This window comes from Ruegeria sp. YTSA075, from assembly GCF_059610245.1.
This window is the reverse complement of record NZ_JBXWNG010000019.1, coordinates 17,091-37,723: the sequence shown is the minus strand read 5'-3', so window position 1 is coordinate 37,723 and position 20,633 is coordinate 17,091. Positions and strand designations below refer to the sequence as shown.

At 57.1% G+C, this 20,633-nt stretch carries 20 protein-coding genes; 10 read left to right on the top strand and 10 right to left on the bottom strand.

What is annotated here, in order from left to right:
- Positions 1–73: 73 nt before the first annotated feature.
- Positions 74–1,000, bottom strand: a complete 927-nt coding sequence (locus AC2FGE_RS19770) for a LysR family transcriptional regulator (RefSeq protein WP_496821019.1) — start codon at positions 998–1,000, stop codon at positions 74–76.
- A 105-nt stretch (positions 1,001–1,105) separates the two neighbouring features.
- Between AC2FGE_RS19770 and AC2FGE_RS19765 the strand changes: the two genes are divergently transcribed.
- Genes AC2FGE_RS19765 through AC2FGE_RS19720 form a run of 10 tightly spaced genes read left to right on the top strand, consistent with a single transcriptional unit; the run spans position 1,106 to position 10,990 of the window.
- Positions 1,106–2,167, top strand: a complete 1,062-nt coding sequence (locus AC2FGE_RS19765; RefSeq protein WP_496821018.1) for a maleylacetate reductase — start codon at positions 1,106–1,108, stop codon at positions 2,165–2,167.
- A 25-nt stretch (positions 2,168–2,192) separates the two neighbouring features.
- Entirely contained in the window at positions 2,193–3,467 is a 1,275-nt protein-coding gene (locus AC2FGE_RS19760; RefSeq protein WP_496821017.1) for an ABC transporter substrate-binding protein, read from the top strand.
- A gap of 49 nt (positions 3,468–3,516) precedes the next feature.
- Positions 3,517–4,236 (top strand): ABC transporter ATP-binding protein, encoded by a 720-nt coding sequence (locus tag AC2FGE_RS19755; protein ID WP_170680888.1) that lies wholly within the window; start codon positions 3,517–3,519, stop codon positions 4,234–4,236.
- Positions 4,236–4,946, top strand: a complete 711-nt coding sequence (locus AC2FGE_RS19750) for an ABC transporter ATP-binding protein (RefSeq protein ID WP_496821016.1) — start codon at positions 4,236–4,238, stop codon at positions 4,944–4,946. The genes AC2FGE_RS19755 and AC2FGE_RS19750 overlap by 1 nt, the downstream gene beginning before the upstream one ends.
- Positions 4,943–5,806, top strand: a complete 864-nt coding sequence (locus AC2FGE_RS19745; protein ID WP_170680886.1) for a branched-chain amino acid ABC transporter permease — start codon at positions 4,943–4,945, stop codon at positions 5,804–5,806. The genes AC2FGE_RS19750 and AC2FGE_RS19745 overlap by 4 nt, the downstream gene beginning before the upstream one ends.
- The gene (locus AC2FGE_RS19740) at positions 5,806–6,873 is read left to right on the top strand and encodes a branched-chain amino acid ABC transporter permease (protein ID WP_496821014.1); all 1,068 of its coding nucleotides are present in this window, start codon (positions 5,806–5,808) and stop codon (positions 6,871–6,873) included. Before AC2FGE_RS19745 ends, AC2FGE_RS19740 begins: the two co-directional genes overlap by 1 nt.
- Positions 6,874–6,876: 3 nt before the next feature.
- On the top strand, positions 6,877–7,458 hold the full coding sequence (locus AC2FGE_RS19735) for a VOC family protein (protein WP_496821013.1): 582 nt from the start codon (positions 6,877–6,879) through the stop codon (positions 7,456–7,458).
- Positions 7,459–7,485: 27 nt separating this feature from the next.
- Entirely contained in the window at positions 7,486–9,243 is a 1,758-nt protein-coding gene (locus AC2FGE_RS19730) for an FAD-dependent oxidoreductase (RefSeq protein ID WP_496821012.1), read from the top strand.
- Between the two features lie 39 nt (positions 9,244–9,282).
- Positions 9,283–10,167 (top strand): intradiol ring-cleavage dioxygenase, encoded by an 885-nt coding sequence (locus AC2FGE_RS19725; protein WP_496821011.1) that lies wholly within the window; start codon positions 9,283–9,285, stop codon positions 10,165–10,167.
- Position 10,168: 1 nt separating this feature from the next.
- Positions 10,169–10,990, top strand: a complete 822-nt coding sequence (locus AC2FGE_RS19720; RefSeq protein WP_496821010.1) for a 3-oxoadipate:acetyl-CoA acetyltransferase — start codon at positions 10,169–10,171, stop codon at positions 10,988–10,990.
- Between the two features lie 46 nt (positions 10,991–11,036).
- On the opposite strand, the gene AC2FGE_RS19715 is transcribed toward AC2FGE_RS19720, so the two are convergent.
- The 9 genes from AC2FGE_RS19715 to AC2FGE_RS19675 all read right to left on the bottom strand — a co-directional run bounded on the left by AC2FGE_RS19715 (position 11,037) and on the right by AC2FGE_RS19675 (position 20,416).
- Positions 11,037–12,014 carry a pirin family protein gene (locus tag AC2FGE_RS19715; RefSeq protein WP_496821008.1) on the bottom strand — a complete coding sequence of 326 codons (978 nt, stop codon included), beginning with the start codon at positions 12,012–12,014 and terminating at the stop codon, positions 11,037–11,039.
- Positions 12,015–12,095: 81 nt separating this feature from the next.
- Positions 12,096–14,276, bottom strand: coding sequence for a xanthine dehydrogenase family protein molybdopterin-binding subunit (locus AC2FGE_RS19710; protein ID WP_496821007.1), 2,181 nt, complete (start codon positions 14,274–14,276; stop codon positions 12,096–12,098).
- Between the two features lies 1 nt (position 14,277).
- A complete protein-coding gene (locus AC2FGE_RS19705; protein WP_496821005.1) occupies positions 14,278–14,730 on the bottom strand; it encodes a (2Fe-2S)-binding protein in 453 nt (150 codons plus the stop codon).
- A gap of 55 nt (positions 14,731–14,785) precedes the next feature.
- On the bottom strand, positions 14,786–15,688 hold the full coding sequence (locus tag AC2FGE_RS19700; RefSeq protein WP_496821004.1) for an efflux RND transporter periplasmic adaptor subunit: 903 nt from the start codon (positions 15,686–15,688) through the stop codon (positions 14,786–14,788).
- A complete protein-coding gene (locus AC2FGE_RS19695) occupies positions 15,685–17,295 on the bottom strand; it encodes an MFS transporter (protein WP_496821003.1) in 1,611 nt (536 codons plus the stop codon). The genes AC2FGE_RS19700 and AC2FGE_RS19695 overlap by 4 nt, the downstream gene beginning before the upstream one ends.
- A complete protein-coding gene (locus tag AC2FGE_RS19690) occupies positions 17,279–17,587 on the bottom strand; it encodes a GNAT family N-acetyltransferase (protein ID WP_496821002.1) in 309 nt (102 codons plus the stop codon). Before AC2FGE_RS19690 ends, AC2FGE_RS19695 begins: the two co-directional genes overlap by 17 nt.
- A 24-nt stretch (positions 17,588–17,611) precedes the next feature.
- A complete protein-coding gene (locus AC2FGE_RS19685; protein WP_496821001.1) occupies positions 17,612–19,345 on the bottom strand; it encodes an amidohydrolase in 1,734 nt (577 codons plus the stop codon).
- Positions 19,346–19,479: 134 nt separating this feature from the next.
- The gene (locus AC2FGE_RS19680; protein WP_496821000.1) at positions 19,480–20,130 is read right to left on the bottom strand and encodes a hydrolase; all 651 of its coding nucleotides are present in this window, start codon (positions 20,128–20,130) and stop codon (positions 19,480–19,482) included.
- A gap of 31 nt (positions 20,131–20,161) precedes the next feature.
- Positions 20,162–20,416, bottom strand: a complete 255-nt coding sequence (locus tag AC2FGE_RS19675; protein WP_496820999.1) for a DUF1427 family protein — start codon at positions 20,414–20,416, stop codon at positions 20,162–20,164.
- Positions 20,417–20,633 lie beyond the last annotated feature (217 nt).

Below are 20,633 nucleotides of genomic sequence, written 5' to 3'. Positions count from 1 at the left end.
GATATACCCCTGAAACTCAGGGGCTTGAATCACGCAGCCGAAATGGCGGCAACCAAATTAATGGGTCCAGAACCTAGGCCTTGCGAATCAATCGATCGAGCATCTCGAATTTCTGATTTATGAACTCAAGCACACGGTTCGATGAGGCCGTCATGCTTCGGGCTCTTAGCGTAACGCATCCCAAGTGGCGGTCGGGATCACCAATCTTTATTGGAAGTGCTGTCAGAGTTTTTTGCCGTTGCATCATAAAGACCACCGAATAGGGCAAAACGGTTAGGGAATCTGAACCCGTCAGAACATTCACAACCGCACTCAAAGATCCGCCCGTGAAACTGATTTTGAGGTCGCGCATACCGATACCGTCCAGCGTGTTTCGCAAATCACGAAACAGCGGGCTATTTGCAGGTGGCGCGATCCAGGAATACTCGGTGATATCTTCCAGCTTCACCTCTTTTTTGCGCGCCAATGGGTGCCCAACACGGCACGCAATGACGTTTCGACCAGGCAGGATTTGACGAAACTCGTACTCATCAGACACGTCTGCCGGACGCATAGGGAGAATGGCCAAGTCCAGAGTTTCAGAGGATAACTGAGACAAAAGTTCTGTGGGGTATCCGTAGGATTGGTCGATCCGAACATTGGGATACTCGGCCTGAAACTCTGCAATCACGTTCGAGATAACACCGTCCATAAAGATCGGCGTACCCGCAACCCGCACCGCACCGGCAATGCCCTGCCGGTGCTCGTCTACAACACGACTTGCATGGCGACCCGCGCTCAGGATTCTTTGACCTTCCTGAGCCAGCGCAAGACCAAGCTCAGTGGGTTGCAAAGGTCTTCGGGTCGGCAGGAATAAGGGCTCTCCCACCCTGTCCTCCAAGAGAGAGACGCTTCTGGAGACACTGGGTTGAGATTTCCCAAGTAAAGCAGCGCCTTCGGTCAATCCTCCGGCCTCGACAATAGCCGCAAGAATTTCGAGATGTCTTGGATCCAGCTTCATAACTCAAAGTTATATTGATGGTCGTTAATTCGATCAAGAGTGCTGTCTTCGCCTGCTAGCGTTTCCACCAGACCCGCAATCCATCGCTTGTCAGGAACGCGCCCAATGGCTCTCAGCACCACCAGCATCAATGGCCAGAAAGTCCGGTTCGGCGCAGGTTTGCGCAACGACATCTGCACGGAGTTGGCGGAGCTGGGATCGAACAAGGCGCTGATCCTATCGACGCCTCAGCAAGTCGATATGGCAATGGAGCTTGCAACAACTGTTGGGGATCGTGCTGCAGGTGTCTTCAGCCGGGCAACGATGCACACCCCTGTCGGCGTGACCGAAGAAGCGGTTGAACACGCGTTGTCTGTCAAAGCCGACAGCATTGTCTCTATCGGTGGAGGTTCGACGATTGGCTTAGGCAAGGCGATTGCCCTTCGGACCTCTTTGCCACAAATCGCCATCCCGACAACATATGCCGGCAGCGAGGCAACTCCGATCCTGGGCCAGACTGAGGATGGCATCAAGACTACCCTGACAGACCAGAAGGTTCTGCCGCGCGTGATTCTGTACGACCCCGAACTTGTCGCGTCATTGCCGCCCGCAATGACCGTGACCAGCGCCTTGAACGCCATGGCTCATGCAACTGAGGCGCTTTATGCCAAGGATCGTACGGATCAGACCACGGAATTGGCGATCGACGGCCTGAAGGCGTTTGCAGAAGGCCTGCCGACCGTTGTGGCAAACCCCGGCGACCTGAAAGCCAGAGAAGAAACGCAGCGCGGTGCATGGGCCTGCGGCACTGTGCTTGGTCTGGTTGGAATGGCGTTGCATCACAAGCTTTGCCATACGCTGGGTGGGTCCTTCAATCTGCCGCACGCGGAAACCCACGCGGTCATTCTGCCCCATGCCATCGCCTACAACGAGGCGGGTGTACCGGAGCTGCTGGCCCCGGTGTCAGATGTTCTCGGCGGTTCTGGACCCGGGCAAGCCCTTTGGGATTTTGCCAAATCCATGGGCGCACCAATTGCTCTCAAAGACTTTGGTCTTTCAGAGGCCGATCTGGATCGCGCCACCGAAATCGCACTCAAGAACCCGTATTGGAACCCGCAGCCGGTCACTGCTGATGGGCTGCGGGCGCTTCTTCAAAACGCTTGGGCGGGCAACGCCCCAAACGTTTGACTTCACCGTGTCAAGGGAGGGACACATGATCACACGACGCAAATTGCTGCAATCCAGCGCCGCAACCGGCCTCGGCTTGGCCGCTGGCACGCTCGCGGCCCCCGCTATCGCTCAGGGCGCCAAGATCAAGCTGGGCTATGTCAGCCCGCAATCAGGTCCTCTTGCTGCCTTCTCTGAGGCCGACAAGTTTATTCTCGACAATTTCGCCGCGTCCGAGGCCGGTGTGAATTTCGAAGTCATCGTCAAAGACAGCCAGTCGAACCCGAACCGCGCCGCAGATGTCGCAGGCGAGTTGATCGTGGACGATGAGATTGACTTAATGCTGGTCGCTTCGACACCCGAAACGACCAACCCGGTTGCCTCGACCTGTGAGGCCGAGGAAGTGCCTTGTATCTCCACTGTTGCCCCGTGGCAGCCGTGGTTTATCGGCCAGCAGGGCAATCCCGGCGATCCAGCTAGTTGGGAGCCATTCTACTACGCCTATCACTTCTTCTGGGGCCTTGAGGACGTGATCTCGGTCTTCACGGCGATGTGGGGCCAATTGGAGACCAACAAGCAGGTCGGTGCATTGTTCCCGAATGACGGTGATGGCAATGCTTGGGGCGACCCGAATGTGGGCTTCCCGCCGGTTCTATCCGAGTTGGGATATAGCCTGACAGATCCCGGACGGTACCAGAACCTGACGGACGACTTCTCGGCCCAAATCAACGCATTTCGCCAAGCGAATGTCGAAATCGTAACTGGCGTCCCGATCCCGCCTGACTTCACCACCTTTTGGAGCCAGGCCAAGCAGCAAGGTTTTACCCCCAAGGCGGCGAGCATCGGCAAAGCCATCCTGTTCCCGCAGGCTGTCGAAGCTTTGGGTAACGCAGGCAATAACCTGAGTTCCGAAGTGTGGTGGTCACCGACGCATCCGTTCTCATCGTCGCTGACCGGCGCGAGTTCGGCGGAACTGGCGCAAGGCTACACAGCCGCCACAAGCCGCCAATGGACCCAACCCATCGGCTTTGTGCACGCGCTGTTTGAAATGGCCGCCAACGTCATGGGACGTGTTGAGGACGCAGGTGATGGCGATGCCGTAGCCGAGGCTATAGCTGCCACGCAGCTGGACTCGATTGTTGGCCGTATCGCCTTTGATGGTGCGGGCTTGCCACCCTTCGCTGCGCAGAACGTTGCGAAAACGCCCTTGGTCGGGGGGCAGTGGAGGCTGCTCGACAATGGCAGCTATGACCTCGTGATCGTCGACAACTCTTCGGCGCTCGAGATCCCGACCGCGGGTGTGATGGAAGAAATCTCCTGATCGCAACGACAACAACGCCCCGGACCCTGTCCGGGGCAGGAACTCCGGTATGACCATACTTTCGCTCAAAAACGTCTCAAAAAGCTTCGGTGCGCTCACCGTCACTGACGATGTCAGTTTTGATGTCGCGCAGGGGCAGGCCCTTGGGATCATTGGCCCGAATGGGGCGGGCAAGTCGACGCTGTTCAATCTGATTACCGGCAACCTGACCTCAGATGCTGGATCAATCCATTTCGACGGGGCTGACGTGACGCGCGTGCCGCCGATGCAGCGCTGCTTGTCGGGCATAGGGCGTTCGTTCCAGATCCCTCAGCCGTTTGATCATCTGACGGTGTTCGAAAACCTGCTGGTGGCCGCGACGCACGGGCAGAGTAAATCCGAACACGAGGTCGAACAGGACTGCGCCCGTATTCTTGAGCAAACAGAGTTGCTGGATGTGGCCAATGACACGGCCGGAGGATTGCGGCTGTTGCAACGCAAGCGGCTGGAGTTGGCCCGCGCGATGGCAACCAATCCCAAGCTGTTGCTTTTGGACGAGATTGCCGGGGGGCTGACCGACGCGGAATGCACCGCGCTGATCAACACGATCAAGGGGCTGCACAGCAGTGGCGTGACGATCATCTGGATTGAACACGTTCTACATGCGCTCACTTCGGTCGTCGAACGCCTGCTGGTTCTGGATTTCGGCAAGGTCATCGGCCTAGGTGATCCGGACGAAATCATGAACAGCCGGGAAGTCAAAGAAATCTATCTGGGGATCGAAGTCTGATGAGCCTGCTAGAGACCCACGCACTGACCGCCCATTATGGCGATTTCCAAGCCCTGTTCGGCGTGGATATCCATCTGAACGAAGGCGAAACCGTTGCCATCATCGGTGCAAACGGGGCCGGGAAATCGACCCTCATGCGCTCAATCTCGGGCGTTCTGACCAACGGGTCCGACCAAGTACGCTTTGATGAGCAACCCATAGGAGATCTGGCCGCAGACCAAATTATGGCGCGCGGAGTGGCCATGGTGCCCGAGGGGCGTCGGCTGTTTCCTTCCCTAAGCGTCGAGGAAAACTTGCTGATCGGCACCTATGGCCGCAAGGTATCTGGCCATTGGTCTTTGCAAACAATCTACGACCTGTTCCCGATCCTGAAAGAGCGCCGGAACCATCCAGGCACGGCCCTATCTGGCGGACAGCAACAGATGGTTGCAATCGGCCGCGCGCTAATGAGCAACCCCCGTGTTCTGCTCTGTGACGAGATCAGCCTTGGCCTCGCGCCGGTGGTCATCAAAGACATCTACGATGCCGTCCCCCGCATTCAGGAAGCCGGAGCCAGCCTGATCGTGGTGGAGCAGGACATTGGCCAGGCGATGAAAGTCGCGGATCGCGTCTACTGCATGATGGAGGGTCGCGTCACGCTGGAAGGCACCGCCGAGACGCTCAGCCGTGAGGCCATTCATGACGCCTATTTCGGAGGAGCCGCCGCATGATCTGGATCGACACTATCATTCAGGGCGTTTTGTTGGGCGGGCTCTATGCGCTTTTTGCAGCTGGGCTGAGCCTTGTGTTCGGGATCATGCGCTTGGTCAATCTGGCCCATGGCGATCTGATCGTCTTTGCCGCCTATCTGATCCTTCTGCTGGTCTCGCTGCTTGGGCTCTCTCCGTTTCTGGCGGCAATCATTGCCGCGCCGATTATGTTTGGCGTCGGTTGGGCTTTGCAGAGGCACGTGCTGAACCGCGTTCTGGGGCCTGATATCCTGCCGCCTTTACTTGTGACATTCGGTCTGTCGGTCGTCTTGCAGAATGCTCTGCTCGAAGGGTTCTCAGCCGATAGCCAACGTTTGCCTGCGGGTGAGATTGCAACGGCGTCCGTTCAGATGGGCGGGCTGAACCTTGGCGTTCTTCCGCTGCTGACCTTTGCCTCTGCAATCCTTGTGATCGTCGGGCTCAACCAACTTTTTTATCGCACCGAACTGGGTCGGGCCTTCCGCGCAACCTCGGATGATGCGGTGACAGCGGGTCTGATGGGTATCCGGCCAGAACGTATCTTCGCCACTGCGACAGCCATCGCAATGCTCGTGGTAACCTTGGCGGCGCTCTATCTGGGTATGCGAGCGAACTTTGACCCGAACATCGGCCCAGCCCGCTTGATCTACGCCTTTGAGGCCGTGATCATTGGTGGCCTCGGCAGCCTGTGGGGCACGCTGATCGGGGGCATCATCATTGGCGTCGCTCAGACTGTCGGCGCAGCAATCAACCCCGAATGGCAAATCCTCGCTGGCCACCTGGCGTTTCTTATCGTGCTTCTGATCAAACCCAGAGGCCTGTTTCCAAGGGCGGTGGACTGATGGCTGATACCTCAATGTACCGAGTCCAAACTCAGACCCGCGCGTCCTACAGTGCCGGAGCCGTCTGCATCGCCCTAATCATCTTGTTCATCCTGCTGCCGACTTTTGCCAGCAGGGGGTTGATTCAAGACCTGTTTTTCATCTTCACCATGCTTGTACTGGCGCAATTCTGGAACTTGCTTGCGGGGTATGGTGGCCTTGTGTCCGTCGGCCAGCAAGCCTTCGTAGGCATGGGGGCCTACGCCATGTTCGGCGGCGTCATCCTTTGGGGTATGGACCCGGTTCCGGCGATCCTGCTGGGCGGCGTTGCAGCCCTGATTGTCGCCATACCCACGGCCTTCTTCGCCTTCCGCCTGCAAGGGGCCTATTTCGCCATCGGCACATGGGTCATCGCCGAGGTCATGCGCCTACTGGTGGCCCAATGGAAAGTGCTTGGCGGCGGCACCGGAACCTCTCTGCCGCGCACCGCGACACGCGAGATGTGGGCCACCGAATGGATCCAGACCACGTTTGATGTTCGCGGAGCGGCAGCGCGAGATATCCTGACCTACTGGCTGGCCTTGGCGCTGGTGATCGCAACGATTGCGGGTATCTACTGGCTGCTCAGAACAAAGCGCGGGCTGGCATTGGCTGCGGTACGCGACAATGTCGAAGCAGCGAAATCCGTCGGTGTGGATGCGGTGCGGATGAAATGGCTGGTCTACATGGTCTCAGCTGCTGGGACGGGACTGACCGGCGCTCTGATTTACGTTCAAAAGCTTCGGATTTCACCCGATGCGGCGTTTTCGGTCACCGACTGGACGGCTTATGTGATCTTCATCGTCGTGATCGGAGGCATCGGCACCATCGAAGGCCCGATCCTCGGCGTGCTGATCTTCTTCATCTTGCAAAGCCTGCTCGCTGATTACGGCTCCTGGTACCTCATGGTGCTCGGGCTGATCGGGATCGCCGTCATGCTCTTCGCACCGCGCGGCATCTGGGGGCTGATCTCTGAGAAAACCGGACTTCAAATATTCCCCGTGCGCCGTCGTTTGGTGGTTGGCGCGCAGTCGAACAAGGAGGATTGATCCATGAAAACACTTGCATTGACGGTCGCAGTCACAGCACTTGGAACTGGCGCATTTGCTGGCAGTTCCTTGCCGGGAATGACGGGCACAGACCACGTGGGATTTACAGTTCCGAGTGTCGATGAGGCTGTCACCTTCTTTCAGAACGTCATCGGTTGCAATGTGTTCTACCCGTTGGGACCGTTCTCGGGCGGTGAAAGTACTTGGATGGCGGACCACTTGAACGTGGACGCCAAGGCCGAGATACCGACGATGCGGCTGGTACGCTGTGGCAATGGCGCCAATTTCGAAATCTTCGAATACACCGCGCCGGATCAGGATACGAAGCTGCCGCGAAACTCGGATATCGGCGGGCATCACATCGCGTTCTACACCACCGATATGGAAAGTGCCGTCAGCTATTTGCAGGACAAGGGCATTCAGGTTCTGGGCAACCCGACAACTATGACCGAAGGCCCAAGCGCTGGCGAGACCTGGGTCTATTTCCTTGCCCCCTGGGGCATGCAGCTGGAACTGGTCAGCTACCCGGACGGCAAAGCCTATGAGGCCGAATACGACGGCCGCCTTTGGGATCCGCGGTCCTGAGAAATTCAAAAACAAGGGAGAGAGCTTATGGCCACCATCACAACGGATGTCCTGATCATCGGGACCGGCCCGGCGGGGTCTGCAACGGCGGCTTTGCTGTCGAGCTATGGCGTCGAGAACATGGTCATCAACCGCTATCGCTGGCTGGCCAATACGCCGCGCGCGCATATCACCAATCAGCGCACGATGGAGGTTCTGCGCGACCTTGGTCACGAGGTCGAGGCCGAAGCCTATATGCACGCCGCGCACCAGGATCTGATGGGCGAAAACGTGTTCTGCGAAAGCCTCGCCGGTGAGGAAATCGGACGGATGAAAAGCTGGGGCAATCATCCTCTATCCAAGGCAGAACATCTGCTGTCCAGTCCGACAATGATGAATGATCTTCCACAGACGTTCATGGAACCGATCCTGTTTGGCACCGCCTGTCGCCGTGGGACTCAGGCACGCATGAGCACCGAATACTTGCGACATGAGCAAGACGCAGATGGTGTGACGACGACTTGTTTGGATCGTTTGTCGGGCGAAGAAATCACGATCCGGTCGAAATACCTGGTCGGCGCGGATGGGGGCAATTCTCTGGTTGCCGAACATGCCGGTCTACCATTCGAAGGTCAGATGGGCGTCGGCGGATCGATGAACATCCTGTTCCGCGCTGATCTCAGCAAATATGTCGCGCATCGGCCATCGGTCCTCTATTGGGTGATGCAACCGGGTGCGAATGTCGGTGGAATCGGCATGGGTCTGGTCCGCATGGTCCGCCCTTGGAACGAATGGCTCATTGTCTGGGGCTATGACATCAACCAACCAGCGCCCGAAGTTGACGAGGCCATGGCCACTCAGGTGGCGCGTCAGCTTGTCGGCGACCCCGAGCTTGAGATTGAACTGATCAGCGCCAACACCTGGACCGTCAACAATATGTACGCGACCCATATGCAAAAGGACCGCGTATTCATCATGGGCGACGCGGCGCACCGACACCCTCCGTCCAACGGGCTGGGGTCAAACACGTCAATTCAGGATAGCTTCAACCTCGCCTGGAAACTGGCCGCAGTCCTGAAAGGCCATGCCGGAGAGAACCTGCTGGATAGCTACAGCGAAGAACGCGCACCCGTGGCAAAGCAGATCGTTACACGAGCCAATCAATCCATCGGTGAATTCGGTCCCATCTTTGAGTCGCTCGGAATGGCCGAAGGTGTCGACCCAGAGGTCATGCAAAGCAACCTTGAGGCACGCTCCGGATCAACGCCTGAAGCTGCGGCACAAAGGCAGGCCATTCGCGAGGCGATCGCCTTCAAGAAGTATGAGTTCGATGCGCATGGTGTAGAAATGAACCAACGCTACAACTCCTGTGCGATTGAAACGGATGGTCAACCCAATCCCGGTTTTGATCAGGATGCTGAGCTGCACTACCAGCCCACGACTTGGCCCGGCGCGCGCATCCCACATGTTTGGGTGTTTGATCATGATACTGGGAACAAACATTCAACTCTGGATTTGTGCGGTCGCGGAGAAATCACCGTCCTGACCGGGATTGGTGGCGAGGCCTGGGTAACAGCGGCTGAGACCGTTTCGAAAGAACTGGGCATGCCCATTCGCTGTCACGTCATCGGCCCGCGCCAGACCTATGTTGACCACACCGGGGATTGGGCGCGCGCGTCGGAGATTTCGGATAGGGGCTGTTTGTTGGTCCGTCCTGATCAACACGTGGCGTGGCGCTCAGCTGATATGGCTGCGGATGCCGAAGCCCAACTGCGTCGCGCGCTGACCACAGTACTTTCGCGATGAGCCAATCTGGAGCAAACTTATACAAGTCAGGAGGCCAAAATGGACTCGCATGAGATGGGATACTTCACCGAGGAAAACTCGGCCGAGGTCGTCACGGCACGCAACAAAAACGCAGAAAACGAACGGCTTAAGCAAGTGATGGAGGTCATCACGCGAAAGCTCCATGAAGCGGTTAAGGAAATCGAGCCGACGCAGCAGGAATGGTTCGAGGCGATCATGTTCCTGACCAAGGTCGGGCATATGTGCGATGACTGGCGGCAGGAGTTTATCCTTCTATCGGATGTTCTGGGCGTTTCGATGTTGGTGGATGCCGTGAACTCTCGCCGCCCAACCGGGGCCTCCGAGAACACCGTGTTGGGCCCGTTCCACGTAGGCGGCGCTCCGGAATATGATATGGGGCATAACATTTGTCTCGACCAAAAGGGCGAGGACATGGTGGTGCGGGGTCGTGTCACCGATGTGGACGGCAACCCGCTGGAAGGCGTCAAGATTGATGTCTGGCAAGCCAATGATGATGGGTTTTACGACGTGCAGCAGAAAGGTATTCAACCTGATTTTAACCTGCGCGGCGTCTTTACGACCGGTGCCGATGGGACCTATTGGTTCCGTGCGGTTCGGCCAAAGAACTATCCGATCCCAGATGACGGGCCGGTTGGCGATCTGTTGAAGCGTCTTGGTCGACACCCGTACCGACCGGCACACCTTCACTACATCGTTTCAAAAGACGGCTACGACGACCTGACTACGCATATTTTCGATCCCGATGATCAATACATCAATTCGGATGCGGTATTTGGCGTCAAAGAAAGCCTGATCGCCGAATTCAACCGGGTCGATGATCCGGCGCGATCTGCGGAAGTTGGCTTTGAAGGTCCCTATTGGGATGTCGAATTCGACTTTGTCCTCGCACCGAAAGAAGCGTGAAATGTCCGACCCCTGCATCATCTGCGTCGCAATAACCGGGTCCTTGCCAACCAAGGCCAATAACCCGGCTGTGCCTATATCAGTCGAAGAACAAGTCGAAAGCACACAGGCCGCTTTTGAGGCAGGGGCAGCCATCTGCCATGCCCATGTTCGAAATGATGACGAAACGCCTTCGAGCGACCCGGAAAAGTTCGCAAGGTTGAAAGAGGGGCTTGAGAAACACTGCCCTGGCATGATCATCCAGTTTTCGACAGGCGGGCGATCGGGGGCGGGCAAGACGCGGGGCGGCATGTTGCCGTTGCGACCGGATATGGCTTCGTTGTCGGTAGGGTCGAACAACTTCCCCACGCGCGTCTACGAAAACCCACCCGATCTTGTCGACTGGCTCGCGGCTGAGATGGCGACCTATGACGTCAAACCAGAGATCGAAGCCTTCGATCTGAGCCACATCCTGAAGGCGGCCGAGATGCACAAGAAAGGTCAAATCAAAGACACGCCTTATGTGCAATTTGTCATGGGTGTCAAAAACGCGATGCCCGCGGATCGGGACGTATTCGATTTCTACGTGAAAACAGTTGACCGACTATTTCCGGGTGCGCCTTGGTGCGCTGCAGGCATTGGTGCGCAGCAGGAGGTTCTGAACCACTGGGCAATTTCGTCAGGTGGCCATGCGCGCACGGGTTTAGAAGACAACGTGCGCCTGGATCACAATACACTGGCACCATCAAACGCGGCGCTTGTAACGCGGACTGCAGAAATCTGTGAACAATACAATCGTCCGGTTGCCACAGCGGACCAGGCACGTAGTATCCTGGGCCTCTAGACCGGGTTTTGCGCAGGGTATGAAGCTCGCAAACCCGGTCGAAACGTCAGGTCGAAGACTCGGCATTTCTATTGGGCAAGGTCTGCTCAAGTTCTGGCGTGATAGGGATATGCTCGGCGTCATCACCCGGTGGCAGTTTGAAGGGGCCATTGGCCCAATCCGCCGCTTTCCAAGACTCTTTGGCGTCTTCAATCCTGTCTCGTGACGATGAAACGAAATTCCACCAGATGTAACGCTCCTCGCTCAGGGTTGCCCCACCCAGCGCCATAAGACGAGCACCCTTCTCACCAGCCCGAACGCTGATTTTGTCACCGGGTCGAAAGACCATCATTTGCCCGGCTTCGAAGACGTCGCCAGCAATTTCAACCGACCCTTCAGTGACATAGATCCCACGGTCTTCCTGATCGTCCGGCAATGGAAAATGCGCACCCGGCGAAAGAATGACATCGACGTAAAACGTCTCGGATTGCATCGTCACGGGGCTGGATTTGCCATAGGCCGATCCGAGTATGAGCTTTGTTTGAATGCCCGTATCTTGAAGCTCCGGAAGCACTGCGTTCTTGTGGTGTTCAAAGTCCGGTGCCATGTCTTCGCGGTCTTTTGGCAACGCGATCCATGTCTGAATCCCGAACAAGTTATTGCGCTTGGCCCGTGTTTCCGCGCTGGTGCGTTCGGAATGCGTTACGCCCTTGCCTGCAACCATCCAGTTCACTTCGCCCGGGTAGATCATCTGATGGGTGCCTAGGCTGTCGCGATGCTCAAACTCGCCATCATACAAATAGGTTACTGTTCCAAGACCGATATGCGGATGGGGGCGAACGTCTATGCCGCCTTCTGTGATGAACTCTGCCGGACCCATCTGGTCGAAAAAGATGAAAGGTCCAACCATCTGGCGTTCGGGCGCAGGCAAAGCACGCCTGACTTCAAAACCACCAAGATCACGGGCACGCGGAATAATCAAAGTCTCAATACTGTCAGCCGTGCTATTTGGGCACTCAGGGTTATGCGTGGGGTTCCAACTCATGCATTGGGTCCTTTGTCTGTAGTTGGGTCTTGCCAAATGCGCCGCCGGTCAAAGGAAATGACCGGCAGCATCCTTAGGTACCTACGTTTCCAGCGCGGCAGTGACGCGATCCGGAGTAAACGGCATGTGGCGCAGGCGCTTGCCTTGCGCGGCATAGAACGCGTTGGCAATGGCCGCGGGCACCATCGGCGTGCCGACCTCGCCAACACCTACAGGCGGCGCATCAACCTCTGCGACGTAGATCTCAATTTCTGGCATCTGCGACGCGCGTGTAATCTCGTAGTCCCAGAAGTTGCTCTGCACCACTTCACCGTTTTCGATGTCGATCTTTTCAGAAAGAGCCATCGAGATACCGAACACGATACCACCTTCGATCTGATTGAGCGCGTTGTCTGGCGTGACGATCAGGCCCGCATCGATTGCGGCCCAGAAGTTGGTGATCTGGATCTCTCCGCTATCCGCGTCAACTTCAACTTCCGCCACACCTGCGGCCATGGACGAACTGTAGCCTGCAAAAGAAAGCCCTAGGTTTCGATCACCCCGATTTTGCCAATCGGACATCTCGGCCACCTTCTCAAGCAGGTGTCGCCCACGCGGGTTTTCGGAAACAAGATCTAGCCGGAACTCCAACGGATCCCGCTTGGCTTGTTCTGCCAGTTCATCCATAAAACACTCTGCCGCAAAGGCCGTGTAGGACGCACCAATACCGCGATAGGGCGCAAGGCGGGCGTGCCGGTCCATTATCAGATGATCGGCGCGGAAATCTTTGATCCCATAGAACTTGCTCTCCGCACCCCGCATGGAGATCACATCGTTCGGGTTCACCGCATCCCAACGCAGCGGGTTGAAGAACCCAATGACCGTTGGTGTCGCGACCTTGTGATACCACCCATCCAGGTTACCGTCTGCCGTCAAGCCGGCCTCAAGTTTTTGAGCCGCCGCAGGGCGGAAGGTTCCCTGCTTAACGTCGTCTTCACGCGGCCAGATCACTTTGACAGGGCGTCCAACGGCCTTAGAGCACAGCACTGCATCGCGCACATAGTTCTGCATCAGCGCTGTGCGTCGCCCAAATCCTCCGCCCATTGTCATCATGTTCAGTCGAACGTTTTCGACTGGGATACCCAGCACCTCGGACACGGTGCGCGCGGTCCAGGACTGCGTTTGCGTGCCCGCCCAAACCTCTGCACCTTGCCCGTCCGCGTCGACATCAGCGACCGCCGCCATCGGCTCAATCTGAGCATGGTAGGCATAGTCCGACAGATAAAGCTGCGAATACTGGCGGTCTGCTTTACCAATGGCTGCAAGAGCGTCACCTTTCTCAGCCCAGGTTGCACCCGACGCGTCAGGAGCGCTGACAACGGCGGCGTATTCGGCCAGCGTCTCTTGGCTGTTTGAGGTACGGAAGGGTGAGGTGGTGGACCATTCGACCTCTAGCAAACCCCGTGCCCCCAAGGCAGACCACAGGCTTTCTGCCACCACGGCGACTCCGTCCGGCACCGTCACGATATCGATAACGCCCGGTACTTCGCGTGCGGCAGTGTCCTTGATGGAAAGCGGTACCTCGTCCTCGACTGGTGCGCGTAGGACCGCCGCATAGGCCATGTTGGGCACATCCACATCGATCGCGTATTCGGCCTGACCTGTGCTTTTGGCCGGAACATCGCGACGCGGAAGGTCTTGCCCGATGATCCGAAACGCGGATGGGTCTTTCAGCGGCACGGTCTCAGCGTCTGGTACCGTAACATCCCTTGAACCAAGCGCCGCCAATTCACCATAACCGGCCTGTTGGCCATCGGGACCCAAAACAACACTTGGTTCGGTCCTAAGGCTGGCTTTGTCCAAAGCCCATTCACGTGCTGCAATTTGCAGCAACACGTCGCGCGCCTGCGCGCCCGCCTTGCGCATCGGGTCAAAATAGAACTGCGTTCCGGTGCTGCCAGCCGTATATAGAACACCGCCAAACAGCTGATTTCCAAAGCGTCGATCATCAGCGTTTAACTGTTCGATCTCAACGTCTTCCCATGCAGCATCCAGCTCCTCAGCAAGGATTTGTGGCAGTGTGGAGTAGCTGCTTTGACCCATTTCGGTCGACGGGAAGACGATCCGGATGCTTCCATCGGCCCGGATCGTCAACCAGTGATTGACATCCAGAGTGCCAACAGCTGCCTCAGCCCGGACAGATGAGATCCCCCCCGCACCGATGAAAAATGTCAGTCCGGCAGCGCCTTGTAGAAATCCACGGCGGTTCATGGTCATAGTCATCTCAAACCTCCTTGGCTGCGCGTTCGATGGCTTTGAAAATTCGGTTGTACGTTCCGCATCGACAAAGGTTCGGGCTCATTTCATCGACGATTTCCTGTCGTGTCGGCGATGGATTGACCGCCAGAAGTGCCGCTGCGCGCATGATCTGACCCGACTGGCAATAGCCGCATTGTGCGACCTGTTCCTCGACCCAGGCCTTCTGAACAGGATGCGAGCCGTCTTTGGACAATCCTTCGATCGTCGTGACTTGCGCATCCTCCACATCGCTGACCGACATCTGACATGCGAAGCTGGCCACACCGTCCACATGCACCGTGCACGCCCCGCACATGGCTGCACCGCACCCGTATTTCGTACCCTTGAGTTTGAGTGTATCTCGAAGGACCAGCAGCAGCATTTCGTCAGGGGGGTTATCAACCTCTACGGGTCGGCCGTTCAATTCGAATTTGATCATTTGGAACAGTCCTTGTGATGCCTGATGTTGAGGGGATCTTGCGGAGTGGATTTCGTCATGGCCTGATCATGGAGTGGTTTTGCTCGGAGCCGGTGACTGGGCGGACCATGGGCGTGACACGAACTTTCATTCCCGGTCGCAACGCTAGGTCGGGGTTTTCCAGATCTGCCCAGACACGTATTTTTCCGCTGTTTTCGTCGAACCAGACTGCCGATCCGGTGAGCCGAATTGCATCCGTCAGAACCTGACCGATCTCCGTTTCAACACGGAACCGGCCAGAATTTGATAACTCCTCTGAGCGAGTGTTGCTCGTGTTCAACCCTGAAACCCATTGGGCATAGGGAATCTCGAATACAACGCGCAAGCGGTTCAGATTTACGAGTTGAAACAGGGGCGGGTCGCCCGAATTGAACTCAACCAGCGAACCCGGTCCAACACGCGGGTCTTCGACATGTCCTGAGATCGGCGCACGAATGAGCGTGTCGTTGTAGTTGGTTTGTGCGATCTCCAACTCGGTTTCCCCCAAGGCCCTTTCGGCCTCAGCCAAAGCCAGATCGGTTTCGGCGTCCAACAAAGCAACCTCTGTTACCGCCCCGCGCGTTGAGAGTTGGGATGCGCGCCCCAGCCTATCTCGGGCTTGAAGCAACAGAGCCTCTGCTTTGGCCAGCTCTGCGCTCGCAGCATCGACCGCCAGTTTGTCCAGATCGTTTCGTAGCTGCAGCAATGGCGTGCCCGCTTCGACATAGTCACCTTGCTCAACCAGAACTTCTTCGACAATGCCCTCTGCCCGGCTATAGACGTCTGACCGTTCGACCGCTTCGATACGGCCGTCAAAACCTGTACCATCCGCGGATGCCTGGTCAGGTGCATGGACCCAGAATAGAGCCGTAAGAACCATGACCGATGGCAAGGGTCTTTTGATGACCAAAATCGACAGCATCTCAAACACTTTCATCATGGTGCGATCAAATGGCGAACGACGGGTCCGCTTTCACGGGTATCGAAGGCTGCGACGGTCTGTTGAAGATCCTGATCCTGGTGTGACACACGCTCATGCTGGGCCAGATGTTCTTCCCAGGAAGAGACCATGAAGGCCTCGACCCATAGCTCAGGCTCTTCCGCACTTTGGAAAACGCGCCAGTCATAGGCTCCATCGCGCCAGCGCTCGCCGGACCATTCCTGAATGGCGGACAGGAACGCAGCTTCGTCCTCGGGTCGTATCCGATACTCGACTTCGACCATGACAGGACCGCGGGATGCCAAGCCGTCCTCTTCAAGGGCAACCTGTGGTGCAGGCCAATGCATAGAGGGCGTCAGGTCCAGATCTTCGCCCTGACCAAGCTGGAGCTTGCGCGTCAGGATCAAACCGACGATCAGACCACCTGCTGCGATCAACAAGGTGATCGACACAGATGTTGCCGTCGCCACCTGACCCCAGATTGCTGATCCAAACGCCATGGACCCAAAGAAGACCATCAGATTTACGGCCAACCCTCGGGCCCTGACCCAATTGGGCAGCGCCGTCTGCGCCGAAACATTGAACGTGGTGAGAACGGCAATCCAGCTAAAGCCACCCAACAGTGCAGCGATATAGGCCAGTGGAGGTGTTGTCGCCGTCGCAAGAATAGCCATGGCAATGGCTGTGCCGATGGTGCCGCCTGCTGCTGTGGTGCTTGCGTCGAGCTTCGCTCGGAACTGCGGAAGTGTCAAAGCACCCGCGACAGCCCCGGCACCAATCAAAGTCAACAACATACCATACAGCGTCGCCCCGCCACCTTCGATCGCTCGGACGACCAGCGGCAACAGAGCCCAATAGGCAGAGGCAAAGATAAAGAAGGCAAAGGATCGGATTAACGTAGCCTTGAGCGGGCCGTTATGTGCGACATGCCGCATGCCGGTCATCATCGCATTGAAGACGGGCTGTGATGTCTTTGAAACATCCACGTCGTGCTTCCAAAGCAATAGTGCGCCAATGATCACGGTGTAGCTGACCGCGTTGACCGCAAAAGGGGCCGCCAAGCTGACCGATGCAATCAAAACACCAGCCAAGGCAGGGCCGATCGCGCGGCTGATGTTGATGCCCATTGAATTCAGCGCGATGGCGGGCTGCAATGCGTCGCGTGGTACCAGAGTTGGCACGATCGCTTGCCAGGCCGGAGCCATGAAAGCCGTGCCAGTTCCGATGGCCAATGTGAACAGGATCAGGAGCGTAGGAGTTACCAGTTCAAGCTGAACCAGCACTGTTAGCACCGCAACCAGTACCAGAAGCACAACGTTCACTGTGATCAACAACTTACGTTTATCCAACCGATCCGCCAGCGTACCGGCATATAAGGCAAAGATGAACACCGGCAGGGTTGTTGCCGCCTGCACGAGAGAGACAACCGCCGGAGATGAGTTGAGCGTCGTCATCAACCACCCCGCGCCCACATCATGCATCCAAGTGCCGACGTTGGAGATCAGGGTCGCAACCCAAAGAAGCGCAAACGCCCGATGTTTGAACGGGGCCCAAGCCGAGTTTGATGCCGCAGGTGCAGGTTTCGCGATGCTACCACTGGATGACATCTGCCAACTCCTCGCGGTTTCTTTCGGCGTAGGACCGAACAAACGGGCAAAGAGGCACGATGCGAAGACCCTTGTCGCGCGCGTCCGCCACAAGCTGCGCGGCCAAGGTCCGAGCCAAGCCGCGACCACGCAACTCTTCCGGGACAAACGTGTGGTCGGCGATAACGAGGCTGCGCGTGACTTTTGACAGCGTCAGTTCCGCCTCGCTCACGATCCCGGACACCGAAGCGCCGTATCGTGCTTTTGTATCGCTTTCGCTGTAGGTGATTTTTAGCTTTTGATCGTCCAACATGGGAAATCTCCTGAGGTCTTGCCGCTATTCAGCGGCAAGGCTGCCTTGGCTCTGCGTCGAAGCGCCGGGCGCGCCGAAAATTGGAATGGGTGACCAATCGGGAAGCTCCGGCAGTGGGGCAGGTGCATGTGCCGCAAAACGAGCCTTGGCATGTACGATCTTTCCGCCCGTGAGTGTCAGGTCGGCCTCAATCTCGGTTATCTCGTCCTCGGCGATTGCGAAGTAATCCCTGTCGAGCACTGCGATATCCGCCCATTGTCCGGCCTTGATCTGACCTTTCTTTCCCGCTTCCCGGCTGAACCAAGCCCCGGCGGCGGTCCAATGTCGCAGCGCGTCGTGCCGATCCAAACGGTTCACCGCACTCCAGATGACATCGCCACCACGGCCCTTGCCAGATACCGCCCAATGAATGGCAAGCCACGGATTGTATGAGGAGACTCGCGTCGCATCCGTGCCAGCGGCCAGCGGTACACCGGACTCCATCATCTTCTTGACCGGTATGACCTCACGAAGGGCGTCTTCACCGTACCGTTCGCGATAGGCTGTGGTCTGAAAAGCGATGCGGTTCTGATAACTGATACCTCCGCCCAGGCGGGCGACCCATTCCATCGTGGATTCCGAGATCGTCTCACCGTGATCGAAAATCCAATTCAGCTCTTCCAACCCTTTGTCGCGCCCGACCTCTTCAATAAGGCTTAGCAACCGGTGGGCGCTTTCCTCGTAGGTGCAATGGAAACGGATCGGCCAGCGGTTTTCGAAAAGGAACTCGAGTACCGGCCTGAGGTCCCCTTCCATCCGCTTGGGCAGATCGGGGCGGGGGTAGCTGAAATCTTCGAAATCATAGGCAGACGCGACCAGCATCTCGCCCGCGCCCACGCATTTCAGGTAGTCGTTTCCTTCGTCTGGCTTGACGATGTCATTCCAGCGTTTGAAGTCGTCCAATTCGAACATTGGACGCTGGGCAAATAGCTGATAGCCGATGCGCACGGTCTGCTCACCGCGTTTGTTCAATTCGGTGATGACGCCGTAATCATCTGGATAGTTCAGGAAGCCACCCGCGCAATCCAAAGCTGAGGTCAATCCAAGGCCATTCAGTGCCTTGAAATAGTGCTTGGTCGATGTGACCTGCTGCTCGAAATCCAGCTTGGGGGCCATATCCAAAAGAGCGTAGAGCGGCTGCGCGTTCGGGCGCGCCATCGCGAGACCTGTCGGGTTGCCCTGATTGTCCCGCTCAAGGCGGCCCGAAACAAAGGGTTCGTAGAAATGTTTGTCGATTCCGATTGCGCGTAGGGCGGCTTTGTTCAGCCAAGCGCGATCATAGAGGTGCAACACATAGACTGGCACGTCCGGCGCAACCGCATTGATCTCGTCAATCGTTGGCAGGCGCTTTTCAGCGAATTGATCGACGGACCAACCACCAACCACGCGGATCCACTGCCCAGCAGGAGTGCGTTCGGCCTGAGCCTTCAGCATACGCAGACCATCGGCAAGCGACGGAACGTGGTCCCAGCGCAGCTCCATCGCAAAGTTGTTGCCTTGTCGGATGATGTGCGTATGGCTATCGATCAAACCGGGAATTACACGCTGACCGCCCAGATCAATAGTCTCGGTTTCGGGGCCCGCAAGCCCAAGCATGTCTTTGTCTGTTCCAACTGCGGTGATGTGATCGCCTGAAATACCTATAGCTGTTGCTTCGGGGATGTCGGGATCCATTGTCGTGATCTTGCCGTTGAAGAGTATCTTGTCTGGGGCGGCCATGGTGAAAATCCTTTGGCAAAAGGGAAGCGGTCTGTGCCCACCGAAGGGGCACAGATTAAGGGGGAGGTTTAAAAAATCGCCTGCTCGGCTTCACGGGGAGGGATGAGGGGGCCGAGCGGGCGTGGCGCGGTAGATTATTCTGCAGCGATACCAGCTTCAGAAGCGTGCTCACCCAAAGCCCACTTCGAGAAGCGAACCTGGATACCGTATGGCGTATGCGTTTTCAGGATATCCATGACACCATCGTAGGTTTCGCCGCGCGCCCAGTCCTGCTGAAGCTCGAAGACGAATTGAAGCGCGTTCATCGGAACCGCACCCGCTTGAACCAGACGATCCATTGCACGCTCGTGGGCTTCAGGCGTGACGTCTCCACACGCATCTGCTGGGATATACACCTCATAGCCTTCGCGCAGCAGGTCGAGCGTTGGGAACATGACGCAGGCTTCGGTCCACAGACCCGCTAGAACGATTTTTTTGCGGCCGGCGGCTGCAACAGCTTTTCGGAAGTTTTCATCAACCCAAGAGTTGATCGATGTCCGGTCAATGACTTCCTGATCCGGATACAGATCGGTCACTTCAGGCATGAACGGACCCGAGAAGCTGTCTTTCGCGACGGTTGAGATCACCGTCGGCAAACCAAACAGTTTCGCGCCTTTGGCAAGGATCTGGACGTTGTGCATCACCGACAGGCGATCATGGCTTTCGACGCCCTGGAACATCGCGGGCTGAAAGTCGATCAGCACAAGGGCCGCGTTCTCAGGTGTGATCATTTCGTGTTTCGACATTTGACTTCTCCATTGTTCAGATTGGATGGGGTTAAAGGGTTTCTGTTTTGGGTGGTTCGGTGGTCTTATCCGTGTGCGTCACGGCAAAAGACTTCATATGAAGAGCTTGGGAAACGGCGTCGGAATGACCCCTAATCCACTGCACTGCAGCTTCTCCGGCGAGCATGCCCAGAAGGCCCAATAGCGCGATGATCGGCGGGGCGGGGCTTCGGACTGCGATCAGGCCATAGATCACACCGATCCCCAGACCGGCGACCAACGAAATGAGATAGGGTTGCCACGTCACGTCTGGCCTCCTTGCAGTTTCGGTTCGATTGAATTGACAGCATGGTTTTCTGAGCACGCGAGCCCCACATTGGTTCCGTGCTGACACCGACGGCGCGAGGCTACGTAACGACTGTTCCGCCATCCGTTTTGCGCGCGTCCCTTTAGGGTCTTCTCGAAAATCTTGATCATGTTACTCGGTTCCATGTCTTGTGCTCATCAATGTGGGATTCAGTTTG